We start from the raw sequence: 12,591 nt of genomic DNA on the forward strand, positions 1-12,591 counted from the left end.
CACCGGCCGGACGCTGCCCCCACACGGCGGGGCATCTCTGCAAAGATGATGGCATGGCAGCTCATTACGATGTCCTGATTGTCGGCGGCGGCATTGCCGGCCTGTCCCTCGCCTCCGCGCTCGCCGGGCGGTGCACTGTTGCCCTGGTGGAAGCTGAACAGGAGCTGGCGTACCACACGTCCTCCCGTTCGGCCCGCCAGCTCATTCCCAGCTACGGTCCCCCCGTGGTGCAGGAACTGACGGCCCGCACCCTGGAACTGATCTCAGCCAGGGACGCCGAACTGCCCGAGCCGGTGCTGGCCCCGCGCAGCTTCATGCTCATCGGGACAGAGGAGGAACTCGCCGCGGAGGCCAGCGGTGCCATGCGGCCCATTACGGTGGACGAAGCCCTGCAGCTGTGCCCTGCGCTGGTTCCCGGCTCCTTCGCCGCGGCAGGCCTGGACACCGGTTCCTTCGGCAGCAATGCGCCACTGCTCCTGGAGGACCACCGCCGTCGGGCCGTCGAGGCAGGGGCGGACATCATCACCGGGGCCAGGGTGCATTCGGCCCAGCACCTCGGCTCGGGCTGGCAGGCCGGCGCCGGCACCGAAGGCTTTGCCGCAACCGTGATGGTCAACGCTGCGGGAGCCTGGGCGGATGAACTTGCCGTCCTGAGCGGTGTGGAGAAACTGGGCCTGCAGCCCTACCGGCGCACGGCGGCTGTTGCCGCCGTCGAGCGTCCTCTCCCTGAAGGCAGCCCCATGGTGGCGGCGGCCGACAACACGTACTACTTCCGGCGCGAAGACGGCGATGTGCTCATCTCGCCGTCCGAACATGTGCCCAGCGGCGCCGAGGACGCCCGGCCCCGGCCGGGGGACATCGAGAGGCTGGTGGAGCGGCTGAACACCGTCACGACGCTGGGCATCACCGGCGTCCGCCGTGCCTGGACGGGTCTTCGGACCGAGGCGGCCGACGGGGTCCCGGTGGCGGGTTTCGACGCTGAAGCCCCCGGCTTCTACTGGCTGGCCGGACAGGGCGGGTACGGCTTCCAGACCTCCTCCGCCATGGCGGAGCTGGCGTCGGGGCAGATCCTGGCCGCCTTGTCCGGCAGCGGCGGTCCGGATCCGGAATCCCGGACAGCGCAGGCGCTCGCAGCCACGCGCTGGTCCGTGCGGCGCTGAAGAATGGTGGCATGAGCACCCTGATCACCAACATCGCCGAGCTGATGACCCAGGACCTGGAGCACCGGGTCCTGAAGGACGCGGCGGTGGTGGTGGAAGGCGAACGCATCGCCTGGATCGGGTCGGCGGCCTCCGCCCCGGCTGCGGACGACGCTGTTGACGCAGGCGGCCGCGCCATGTTGCCCGGTTGGGTGGACTCACACACGCACCTGCTGTTCGCCGGCGACCGGACAGCAGAGTTCGAGGCACGGATGGCGGGGGAGTCCTATTCGGCGGGCGGAATCGCCGTCACGGTGGACGCCACCCGGGCAACGTCGGATTTTGACCTTACCCGGCTGGCGCTGGGCAGGGTTGCCGAGGCGGTCTCGCAGGGCACCACCTACCTGGAAACCAAAACCGGATACGGCCTCACCGTGGAGGAGGAAGCCCGCAGTGCCCGCATCGCCTCCACGGTCGCGGACCAGGCTACCTACCTCGGCGCCCACCTGGTTCCCGCCGGGATGGACGCCGGGGAATACACCGACCTCGTCTGTGGTCCGATGCTGGCAGCAGTGCGCCCCTTCGTGCAGTGGGCCGACGTCTTCTGCGAAACGGGGGCATTCACAGAGGAGCAGTCCCGCCGCGTCCTGGCAGCCTGCCGGGACGCCGGGCTGGGGCTCCGCGTGCACGGCAACCAACTGGGCGAGGGCCCTGGGGTGCGGCTGGCTGTGGAACTGGGGGCGGCCAGCGTTGACCACGTCAACCACCTTTCCGGCGCCGACGTCGAGGCCCTGGCGGGGACCTGGTCCGGCTGGGACGCCACGTCCGGAACAGGGGAACGCGGTACCGTGGCCACCTGCCTGCCGGCCTGCGACCTGTCCACCCGCCAGCCGCTGGCCCCGGCGCGGGCCCTGCTGGACACAGGCGTCCAGGTGGCCCTGGCATCCAACTGCAACCCCGGAACTTCATACACGAGTTCCATGGCCTATTGCGTCGCCACCGCGGTCCTGCAGATGCGGCTCAGCGTGCACGAAGCCGTCCGCGCCGCCACGTATGGCGGGGCCCTGGCACTGCACAAAGACCAGGGGGCCGATGCCGACGGCGAACGCGCCGTGGGTTCCATCGCCGTCGGACACCGGGCGGACCTGCACGTGCTGAACGCGCCCTCCGCCACGCACCTCGCTTACCGCCCGGGCATGCCGTTGACGTACGCTGTGTGGCGGGCCGGAGTCCGCGAGCGGTAGGGACTGGCGGGCCATCCGCGCTTTTTGACGTTAGTTGATCATTTTGTCTCTGTTATGATCAGAAAACGTCACCGGAACGGTGGCTGTTGTACTGAGAGGCCCCGCATGACCCGCACCGACCGCCTGACAGCCATCCTCGACCTGCTGGCCAGGACGGGCCAGGTGGAAGTCGACGAAATCGTCAGCACCTTGGGGGTCTCACCGGCCACCGCGCGCAGGGACCTTGACAGCCTGGCCAAGCGGCGGCTCCTGACCCGCACCCGCGGCGGCGCCACCACCGGCGCCCTTGCCTACGACCTGCCCGGCCGCTACAACCGGGACGACCACGCGGAGGCCAAGGAACAGATTGCCCGCTGCGCCTCGGCGCTGATCCGACCCGGCGCCGTGATCGGGCTCTGCGGCGGCACCACCAGCACGGCCCTGGCCCAGATCCTCGCCACCCGCGAGGACCTCAACGCACCCTCGAACCAGCCCACCCTCACCGTGGTCACCAATGCGATCAACATCGCCGGGCAGTTGGCTGTCCGCCCCAACATCAAGGTGATGGTCACCGGCGGCATCCTCAACCCGAGGTCCTATGAACTGGTGGGGCCCTACACCGACATCATCATGCAAAAGGTGGTCCTGGACATCGCCTTTATCGGAGTGAACGGCATTGATCCAGAGGTGGGGCCCACCAACACGGGCGAGGGGGAGGCGTCGGTGAATGCCCTCCTGGCCAGCCGGGCACGGGTGTCCTACGTCATCGCGGACTCATCCAAGGTGGGGGTCCGGGCCTTCGCCACCATGGACGGCTACGATTTCACCCGCCTGATCACGGATTCCGGCATTTCGGCTTGGGACAAGGCCGCCTTCGAGGCGAACGGCACCGAAGTCATCGTCGCCCCCGCGCTGTAGGCGCACCGGGTGCCGGCGGGAACGCCTGCCGCGCGTCCTTCAGTGGCCTGCAGGCCTGATGGTTGATGCTGATGCGATACCCGGCCGCTGCCGCTGCATGGGGATCCTGCTCGAGCAGGACCACGTCGGCTTGCCCCTGCAGGGCATGTGCCAGCGTGAGGCCTCGCATGCCGGCGCCTCAAATGATGATTCTCACAGCAGATGGTATCCACGCGTGGAGGATTCCTGCTGTTTCGGCAGCGGCGCCATCAGCTCTGGCCCAGAAACGGCAGGCAAGATGGGTACATGCTGGTTCCCTCCCGCCGTCGGCTGACGTTCGAAGTCTGGATTGTCCTGGGCCTGTCCCTGGGGCAGTCCGCCGTGTACTCGGTAGTTCAACTGCTGGACAAGATGACGAGGGCGCCGCTGGCCGAGGGAACGTCCACCCTTAACCGATCGCAGAGCACCCGGGAATACTTCGACCTGACCTATCAGCTCCTGGATATCATCTTTGCCCTGGTCCCGGTCCTGCTGGTCCTCTACTTCCTGACTGACCAGCGGCAGGCGCCGGGAGATGCCGGCAACCAGGGGTCCGCATTCCGGAAGCTGGGCTTCAACTTCGCACGTCCCGGAAAAGATGCGGTGCAGGGGCTCGGGCTGGCGGCCTTGATTGGCATCCCGTCCCTGGGGCTCTACGCCGCGGGCAGGGCACTGGGCATTACCACCGCCATCATTCCCAGTGCTTTGGACGCGTATTGGTGGACGGTTCCGGTACTGGTCCTTTCCGCGGTCCGGCACGCAGTGGTGGAGGAAGTCATCGTGGTGGGATACCTGCTGAACCGGTTCGGCAGGTTCGGCTGGAGTGTCCCGATGGCGATTGCGGTCAGTTCCGTGCTCCGCGGGAGTTACCACCTGTACCAGGGTTTTGGCCCGTTCATCGGGAACGTGGTGATGGGCATCGTCTTCGCGTGGATCTACACCCGGACAAAACGCGTCATGCCGCTGGTCATTGCACACGCACTGCTCGACATTGTGGCCTTCGTCGGGTTCAGCCTCTTTGGGAAGGCTGTAGGACTCGGGTGATAAAAGCCCTCGGGCTAGGGGCAGCCGCTTCCAACACGAACAGCCGCTCCGGCTGCGGGTCGGGTGGCAGGATGAAGGGTTCGGCGTAAAAGGCCTCCCACCCGGGGTCGTCGGGTTCGTAGTCGGCGGCATCGGTGAGGTCCAGGCCCTGGGATTCTTCCCACGAAGCCTCGACAAAGGGCGGTGCCGTATCGAACCACTCAGGACGGGGCCACGGCGTCGCGGCCGGCACTGAACCGGGACCGCCAGGGTCGGGACCCGGTCCTTGCGCGGGTTCTGCCACTCCGGGCGGCGCCACACCCATACCTGCTGGCCACTTCGGTGGTTCGCGGTCGGGTTGCTCGGCCGTGTAGTGGCGGCCGGTGGGTGAGGTCCAGCCGGGCGGTTCGTCCGTGGCCGCTGGTGTCGGTGTCCACCTGCTGTTGTGTTTCAGGCGGTGGTGCCGAGGGCAGAGTTGTGCCAGATTGCTGACGTCGGTGGTTCCGCCGTGCTGCCAGGCTGTGAGGTGGTCGGTGTCGTTGTCGAGGGAGTTGTTGCTGCAGCCGGGAAAGACACACTTGCCGTCCCGCAGCTGCAGCGCCTTTTTCATGGCCTTCGTGAGGCGGTAGCTGATGCGGCCGATTTCCAGGGGTGTCCCGTCGCGGGGGTCGAGCAGGACTCGGCGGAAGGATTCGGCGCCGCCGGCGAGGAGTTCGCGGGCCATGGAGGCGGGGATGGGTCCGTAGCCGTCGAGTTCGGCCGGTTCATCGGTGAGGCCAAAAAGCGCGAACACCGGGACCGTCACGAGAACCTCGGCGCGGGGCGTGCGGACCTTGCCGGCGGCCGGGTCCGTGGCGGTTCCGCCAACGACCGGTTCAGCCATTCCCGGACGGTCACTGCCATGTGGGGCGGCATCGAAGCTGTTGAACTCTGCTGCGGGTTCATGTGGGCCTCCGAAGGTGGCGATCCCGATCACATCGTCCAGCTCACGGGTGGGGATGCTGCCAGGGGCTGCGGGGCCGGGGGCTGTCCGGTGTGTGAGGAGCATTGCAGCGAAGATGTCGGTTTTGAGCTGGGTGAGTGTGCGGGGTTCGGCAGGTCCTTGGAAGTTGCGGGCGGTTGCGGTGAGGTCGTTGCTGATCGCCAGAGCCTGGTCAGCGCCAAGGTAGGCGGAGATCCAGGCCATCCCGTCCCGGTCCGGAGTGCATTCCACGCGCCGGTCCGCGAATCGATGGCTGTGGCGCTTCTCGATCGATTCCGGATGATGGCGCTCCCGCCAGCCCCGAACTTTCGCCCGCAATCGGGCGGGCACCAGCTCCGACGCGGGGCACCCCCTGGCCGGGTTGGGCGCATGAGGGTCCAGGAAATGCTCCACCAAAGCGGCCGCAGCTGAATGGTCCAGGGCCTCGGTTTCGTCAGCGAAGATTTTCGCCTGCGGCCAGGACATGGCCCCGGCGGACAGGGCATCCATGACCGGCGACAGCGAACACACCTGCCGGGACTGGGCCACGAACGCGGACGCGGCCCCCGAACTGATGGTGAGGACCCCCGCTATCTCTTCCACCGTGGACATATCGGTGTAGGTCCGCTCGTGCAGGGGCGCGTCCGGAGGTGTCATGGCATGTTGCAGATCAATGGCCTCGGTGACGCTCCGTGCCTTGACGGCCGCCGCCTGGGCCTCCAGTTTCTTTGCAAGGCTTGCCCGTTCCAGCCGGATCACATAGGCCCGGTGAAGAACATCCTCACTGTCCCCGGCAACAGCGCCGCGCGGGCCGGAAGCTGCCAAGCCAGCTTCCTCGGCATCAAGCGCGGCGAGGGCAGCAACGGTGGCACAGATGCCTTCGGTAGCTGCGGTTCCTGCGCCGGTTTCCATAGGAACATCATGGGTGGAGGCACCGACATTTTCGTCGGGCGCCCAGCACAAAGGCGCCCAGCATAACGGCGGGCAGCATCGGCTGCAGGAGCCGCCGGGAAAGGGATTCGGCCGCTATCGGCAGGTGACGCCATTGTCACTTGCTGATAGCGGCCGAAGCTTTTCCGGGCTGGGGCAAGCCCGGTTTCCCCGTTCCGGCTGTACCGGACCAGGGGAGGGAGGTCAGATGGTGACGGCCCCGTTGGCGGTTTCGAACGTGACCGAGAGGATGCCGGGTGTGCCGTGCGGGGCTACCCATTCAACAGCCACATCTTCCAGCGGCTTCTCCACCGGCTCGCCCAGCCACTCGGTAACCCGCGACGCGGAACCGGCGATGGTCAGGCAGCTCATCTTGATGCTGCTGTCGTAGGCATTGGACGGGTGCCGCGACGGGTCGCCTTCCCACTTCAGCATGTACGGGACCTGCGGGTCGGCAATGAGCCCGAGGATTCCGATCTGCTTCCACACCAGTTCCCGGCCATCGGGGAACTTGCGGTTGCCGTTGACGGCGGAGCGGCCAAGGCGCTCCTCGAACGGGGCGAGGTCGTCAACTTCGACGCACCAGCCCATCCAGCCGCCGCCCGCAGCGGAGCGGGCGCGGACAGCCTGTCCGAAGGGTGCCTTGTCCGAGGCGGGGTGGTCCAGGACCTCCACCACTTCGAGGTACTTGTGTCCCGCGAGCGGGATGATCATATTCCGGGTGCCGAACCGCGGGTGGACCCCGCCTTTCACTGCCTCAACGCCGAGGGCAGAAGAAATACGTTCGGTGGTGGCCGCCAGGCCATCGTGTTCACAGGCGTAAGAGACGTGATCCATGCGCATGCCATCATCTTGGCACTTTGTGATCAGGCTCTCAGCTTAGGCTTGCCTTACTCGATTTTTCCATTTTCATGCTTCCCGCAGACGCCTCCAGGGCGCTGCCCCGGGCTTCGCGCTGGACCAGGCACCAAGGACCTTGTTCGTCACAATGCTGTCCGCCGCCGTCGTCCTGTTCCTACACTTGGCCCAGGTCATGAGTGCCAGCGCCAAGCCCCGGCTCGCTGGCCGGCAACCCTCCATCCGCGGTGGGGTGCCCCGGGTGAGGACCTGGCCGTCCGGCAAAGGGCCGGATGGCAAGCGCGGCCCGCGGTGCCAAGTGCCTGCCGGGCCCATGTCAAAGGAGCCTTGAATGTCCAACGGTTGGTCCTTCGAAACCCGCCAGATCCACGCAGGCCAGGAGCCCGACGGCGCAACGGGAGCCCGCGCCCTGCCCATCTACCAGACCACGTCCTTCGTGTTCCCCAGCGCCGAAAGCGCAGCCAACCGCTTCGCCCTGTCCGAGCTGGCGCCCATCTACACACGCATCGGCAATCCCACGCAGGAAGCCGTGGAGCAGCGCATCGCCAGCCTCGAAGGAGGGCTCGGCGCGTTGCTGCTCAGCTCCGGCCAGGCGGCGGAGACGTTCGCGGTCCTGAACATCGCCGAGGCCGGGGACCACATCGTGGCCAGCCCCAGCCTTTACGGCGGGACGTACAACCTGTTTGCCCACACGCTGAAAAAGTTCGGCATTTCCGTGACCTTCGTGGCGGACCCGGACAACCTTGACCAGTGGCGCGACGCGGTGCAGCCCAACACGAAGCTGTTCTTCGGCGAAGTCGTATCCAACCCGCGCCAGGACGTCCTGGACATCGAAGGTATTTCAGCGGTGGCCCACCAGGCCGGCGTTCCCCTGATCGTGGACAACACCCTGTCCACCCCGTACCTGATCCGCCCGCTGGAATGGGGCGCGGACATCGTGGTCCACTCCGCCACGAAGTACCTCGGCGGGCACGGTTCAGCCATCGCCGGCGTCATCGTCGATTCGGGCAGGTTCGACTTCAGCAAGGACCCGGAGAGGTTCCCCGGATTCAACACCCCGGACCCCACCTACAACGGCCTGGTGTTCGGGCGCGACCTCGGCGAGAACGGACTCCTTGGCGCCAACCTCTCCTACATCCTCAAGGCCCGCGTGCAGCTCCTGCGCGACCTCGGCTCGGCCGTGTCACCGTTCAACGCGTTCCTCATCGCGCAGGGCCTAGAAACCCTGAGCCTCCGCGTCGAACGCCACGTCGCCAACGCCACTTCGGTTGCGTCCTGGCTGGAAGGACGGGACGACGTCGAATCCGTCGCCTACGCGGGCCTGCCGTCCAGCCCCTGGTACGAACGCGGCCGCAAGTACGGGCCCCGGGGGACCGGTGCCGTCGTCGCCTTCAACCTTGCCGGGGGCGCCGAGGCCGGCCAGCGCTTTGTGGATGCGCTGGAACTGCACTCCCACGTGGCCAACATCGGCGACGTCCGCTCCCTGGTGATCCACCCGGCGTCCACCACCCACAGCCAGCTGGGCGCAGAACAGCAGGCAGCGGCTGGCGTGACTCCCGGCCTGGTTCGGCTCTCGGTGGGCATCGAACACATCGATGACATCCTGGCCGACCTTGAGGCCGGGTTCCGCGCCGCCAAGGGCGCCGCGGACCAGTAGGAAACCGCGCACGACGGCGGCCGGCACCTTCGCCGGCCGCCGTCCCCGCCCGAACAGCCGGCAAGCGCCGCCACAACCCGGCAAGTCATAACCGGTCACACGCTTGGCGATCGGCGGGGGGTGTTTCGTACACTCGAACCAGGTCATGAGTGCCAGTGACAGCCCCGGCTTGCTGGCCGGCAACCCTCCTTCCGCGGTGGGGTGCCCCGGGTGAAGACCTGGCCTGCCGGTCATTTCCCGGTGGGCAAGCGCGTAGAAGAGGTCTTGCCATGACGGTTACCGTCACCCGTACCACCGCACCCGAACACGGGATTGTCCGTTACGCTTCCATTGGTTCCCTGGAACTCGAATCCGGCGGCTTCCTGCCGGACGTCACCCTGGCGTACGAAACGTGGGGAACCCTGAACGCCGACGGCAGCAACGCCATCCTGATCGAGCACGCGCTCACCGGGAGCACCCACGTGACCCGCGGGGACACGGACGAGGAAGGCTGGTGGGAACACCTTGCCGGCCCGGGCGCACCCGTGGACACGGACCGGTTCTTCGTGGTGTCCATCAACATTGTGGGCGGCTGCTACGGATCCACCGGGCCGTCGTCGGCCGCCCCGGACGGCCAGCCGTGGGGCTCGCGCTTCCCGCTCATCACGCTGCGTGACAGCACCGAGGCTGAGGCCCGCCTGGCGGACCAGCTCGGCATCAGCAGCTGGTACGCGGTGCTGGGCGGCTCCATGGGCGGTGCCCGGGCCCTGGAATGGGCTGTCACTTTCCCGGAACGCGTCCAGCGTTGCGCCGTCATAGCGGTGGGAGCCGCCAGCACGGCCGAACAGATCGCGTTCGCGCATGCGCAGACCCTGGCCATCCGCCAGGACCCGAACTTCAACTCCGGCGACTACTACGGCGGTCCCTGCCCCGAGGACGGACTGGCGCTGGCCCGGCGGATCGCCCACATCACCTACCGGTCGGCTGCGGAGCTTGAGAGCCGCTTCGGCCGCGAAGCGCAGGCGTCCGAGTCGCCGCTGCGGGGCGGGGTCCTTGCCGGCCGGGGACGCTACCAGGTGGAAAGCTACCTGGACCACCAGGGGAGCAAACTTGTCCAGCGTTTCGACGCCAACAGCTACATCGCTCTCACCGAGGCGCTGATGAGCCACGACGTCTGCCGCGGCCGCGGCACCCTCGCAGAAACCCTGGCCCGCACCACCGCGCGGTTCTTCGTGGCCGCCGTCGAATCGGACCGGCTCTACTTCCCGGCCCAGTCCCGGCAGCTGGCCGAGGCCCTGCCCGGGGACGTTGACGTCCACCTGATCCAGGCACCCATCGGCCACGATGGCTTCCTCACCGAGATCGGCCAGCTGGGAGCGCAGCTCCGGTCAGATCTCCTGGCCTAGCAGCAAGGCCTGCGCATGAATCAGAGGCTTGTCCGCGGATCCTAACCTCAAGGGCCAGCGTGCGCGAACAAGCCTCTGATTGATGATCCCTGTGATGGCGCCCGCGGGACGCTTGAGGGATTCGGCGGCCCAGGTTAGCCGTTCATGATCTCCGCGCGGCGGGCCATGTAGTCCTCCATGGACAGCTCGCCGTTGCTGTACTTCTGGTCCAGCTCCGCCAGCTTCCGGGCGCGGAACCCCTGTGGTGCCGATGGCGGCGGGGGAGTGGCCGGCGCGGACGGCTCTTCCATGCGGGGCTGGTTGTACTGCGGCTGGCTGGACTGGGGCTGGCCACCGTAGGGCGCCTGGCCGCCAAATCCCTGGTCACTGTAGGGCGCCTGGCCGATCGGTCCGCTGCCCTGGCCCGGCATCGGCGGCTGGCCGTACTGGTGCGGCGCGGGAGGCGGCGTGTCCATGGGCTGCTGCTGCCCGATCCGGCGGAATCCGCCGGCAAAGTAGTCCTGCTGGGTGTAGCCGTCGCGCGGCTGGTTGCTTTGCGGGCCGGACGAACCAAACTGGCCCGGGCCGTACTGGCCCGAACCGAACCGGCCCGGCCCGAACGGGCCGCCCGGGTACTGCCCACTGTTCCGCCGCGCCACGGATTTCCTGTACATGCGCATGGCCATGGGGATCACAAAGGGCAGGATGATGATCCAGAAAAACAAGCTGCTCACGGTGCTGCGCCTCTCGAACGGGTCTTTCCAGCTTAAACGGTCACGGCCCGGCACCCGTTCCGCCCGGACAGCCCGCACCGTATCAGGCGGTGGCGGGCGGCACGTGCCTGGCTCAGGAAATCCGGCGCCGCCCGGCGTCGGCGGTCCCCAGCGGACCTTCCCCCGAGCCCAGCGGAACGCCCGGGCCGAAGACGGGACCCGGCGTCGGCCGCTTCGCAGTGATGCCGTCGCCGGACGACTGGTGGCGCAGGCGCCGGAGCACCCACGGCACAAAGTATTCCCGCGCCCACACCAGGTCCCCGGCCCGTGCTTCCCGCCAGGTGCTCGGCGGCAGCGGCTTGGGGCGCAGGGGTTCCAGCCCGTGCTCGACGTTCAGTGAATCGAGCACCATGGACGCGATGGTGTGGTGGCCCAGCGGGGAGAAATGCAGGCGGTCCTGGTCCCACATCTGGGGGTCACTGAGCTGGCGGAGGGACCACATGTCGGCGATCACGGCGTCGTGCCGGGCAGCCACGGTCCGCAGGTTCTCGTTGTAGATGGCCACCTTGCTGCGGATCCTGCTCAGCACCGATGACCCCGTGTCCGGGCCGTTGAACAGCACCACCGTGGCGCCGCCCATGGACAGGATCTGGACCACCGAATCCAGCTTTTCGGCCAGCGCGTCCGGGTCGCCGCCGGGCCGGATGAGGTCGTTGCCGCCGGCGGACAGCGTCACGAGGTCCGGCTTCAACTCAAGCGCCGGCGCCAGCTGCTGGTCCACTATCTGCTGCAGCAGCCTGCCGCGGACGGCGAGGTTGGCGTAGGCGAAGTCCGGCTGGGTGCGGCCCAGTTCCTCAGCCACCCGGTCGGCCCAGCCGCGGTAACCGCCGGGGCTCGAGGGCTCGGGGTCGCCGATGCCCTCGGTGAAGGAATCGCCCATGGCCACGTACCGGGTCCAGGGGTGGGATCCGGAGCGGGCGGGCGGGGTCTGGATGGCACTTGCGTCAGTCACGTCCCTATCCTGCCTTTCGCCTCTCTGGCTACGCGAACGTAGGTTGCTACTTTCCGGTAACTGTAAGAATGAAAACCATGACTGAAGCCGAAGTATTTCCTGCCCCCGTTGTCCTGTGGTCCCACCCGGAAGACCAGCGCGACGGCAAGCCGCTGCTGGTGCTGCTGCACGGCTACGGAGCCAACGAACAGGACCTGCTGAGCCTGGCTGACATGCTGCCCGGGGACTTTGCCGTCGCCTCGGTGCGGGCACCCATAGCCACCGGCCCCGGCTTCACCTGGTTCCCGCTGACGGCCTCGATCGACTACTCGCTGGACCGGGTCAAGGAAGCGTCCGCCTACGTCCTGGACTGGATCGACACCATCAGGGCCGGCCACCCGTCCGTTTCGCTGCTGGGCTTCTCGATGGGAATGGCCATGGCCACCACGCTCCTGCGCCAGCGGCCCACGGACTTCGCGGCCGTCGTCGGACTCTCAGGCTTCGTGGTGGACGCCGGGGACGATCCCACCTTCCGCGACGCCGAACTTGACGGCACGGTGCCCATGTTCTGGGGCAGGGACCAGCAGGATCCGGTGATTACGCAGGACAAGATCGAATACACCATGGGCTGGGTGCGCCGGCACGTCAAGCTCACCAAGGTGCTGTACACCGGCATGTGGCACGGCATCAACCAGCAGGAGATCGGCCACGTCGGCGAATTCCTCACCCACGAGGTCCTCAAGAAGTAGCCGGTCCGACGCCGGGCCGCGGCAGGGTGCCCGGCCCGGCAGCCTGA

11 protein-coding genes and 2 riboswitches are annotated in these 12,591 nt (G+C 67.6%); of the genes, 7 read left to right on the top strand and 4 right to left on the bottom strand.

The annotated features are described in order from the left end of the window. Positions 1–53: 53 nt before the first annotated feature. From AS031_RS15565 to AS031_RS15580, 4 genes are all read left to right on the top strand, one after another. On the top strand, positions 54–1,160 hold the full coding sequence (locus AS031_RS15565) for an NAD(P)/FAD-dependent oxidoreductase (RefSeq protein ID WP_058269078.1): 1,107 nt from the start codon (positions 54–56) through the stop codon (positions 1,158–1,160). Positions 1,161–1,171: 11 nt separating this feature from the next. Next, complete coding sequence (hutI, locus tag AS031_RS15570; RefSeq protein WP_058269079.1) at positions 1,172–2,383, top strand: imidazolonepropionase; 1,212 nt, start codon at positions 1,172–1,174, stop codon at positions 2,381–2,383. A 105-nt stretch (positions 2,384–2,488) separates the two neighbouring features. Beyond that, on the top strand, positions 2,489–3,280 hold the full coding sequence (locus tag AS031_RS15575) for a DeoR/GlpR family DNA-binding transcription regulator (RefSeq protein WP_058269080.1): 792 nt from the start codon (positions 2,489–2,491) through the stop codon (positions 3,278–3,280). 285 nt (positions 3,281–3,565) lie between these two features. Beyond that, entirely contained in the window at positions 3,566–4,342 is a 777-nt protein-coding gene (locus AS031_RS15580) for a CPBP family intramembrane glutamic endopeptidase (protein ID WP_058269081.1), read from the top strand. On the opposite strand, the gene AS031_RS15585 is transcribed toward AS031_RS15580, so the two are convergent. Then, positions 4,308–6,194 carry an HNH endonuclease signature motif containing protein gene (locus AS031_RS15585; protein WP_074447001.1) on the bottom strand — a complete coding sequence of 629 codons (1,887 nt, stop codon included), beginning with the start codon at positions 6,192–6,194 and terminating at the stop codon, positions 4,308–4,310. The genes AS031_RS15580 and AS031_RS15585 overlap by 35 nt on opposite strands. Before the next feature lie 222 nt (positions 6,195–6,416). Then, entirely contained in the window at positions 6,417–7,055 is a 639-nt protein-coding gene (locus AS031_RS15590; RefSeq protein ID WP_058269082.1) for a VOC family protein, read from the bottom strand. 186 nt (positions 7,056–7,241) lie between these two features. Then, a riboswitch (SAM riboswitch) is annotated at positions 7,242–7,358 on the top strand. Positions 7,359–7,401: 43 nt separating this feature from the next. Between AS031_RS15590 and AS031_RS15600 the strand changes: the two genes are divergently transcribed. Together AS031_RS15600 and metX are read left to right on the top strand one after the other, a co-directional pair. Continuing rightward, positions 7,402–8,727 carry a bifunctional o-acetylhomoserine/o-acetylserine sulfhydrylase gene (locus AS031_RS15600; RefSeq protein WP_058269084.1) on the top strand — a complete coding sequence of 442 codons (1,326 nt, stop codon included), beginning with the start codon at positions 7,402–7,404 and terminating at the stop codon, positions 8,725–8,727. A 141-nt stretch (positions 8,728–8,868) separates the two neighbouring features. Then, a riboswitch (SAM riboswitch) is annotated at positions 8,869–8,984 on the top strand. A 12-nt stretch (positions 8,985–8,996) separates the two neighbouring features. Beyond that, the gene (gene metX, locus AS031_RS15605; protein ID WP_058269085.1) at positions 8,997–10,112 is read left to right on the top strand and encodes a homoserine O-acetyltransferase MetX; all 1,116 of its coding nucleotides are present in this window, start codon (positions 8,997–8,999) and stop codon (positions 10,110–10,112) included. A gap of 134 nt (positions 10,113–10,246) precedes the next feature. Here metX and AS031_RS15610 read toward each other — a convergent pair whose 3' ends face one another. Together AS031_RS15610 and AS031_RS15615 are read right to left on the bottom strand one after the other, a co-directional pair. After that, positions 10,247–10,825: a hypothetical protein gene (locus AS031_RS15610; RefSeq protein WP_058269086.1), complete on the bottom strand. Its 579-nt coding sequence runs from the start codon at positions 10,823–10,825 to the stop codon at positions 10,247–10,249. A gap of 112 nt (positions 10,826–10,937) precedes the next feature. Next, positions 10,938–11,816, bottom strand: coding sequence for an SGNH/GDSL hydrolase family protein (locus tag AS031_RS15615; protein ID WP_058269087.1), 879 nt, complete (start codon positions 11,814–11,816; stop codon positions 10,938–10,940). 77 nt (positions 11,817–11,893) lie between these two features. Between AS031_RS15615 and AS031_RS15620 the strand changes: the two genes are divergently transcribed. Continuing rightward, entirely contained in the window at positions 11,894–12,544 is a 651-nt protein-coding gene (locus AS031_RS15620) for an alpha/beta hydrolase (RefSeq protein WP_058269088.1), read from the top strand. Positions 12,545–12,591 lie beyond the last annotated feature (47 nt).

Source organism: Pseudarthrobacter enclensis (assembly GCF_001457025.1).
Classification (GTDB): Bacteria; Actinomycetota; Actinomycetes; order Actinomycetales; family Micrococcaceae; genus Arthrobacter; species Arthrobacter enclensis.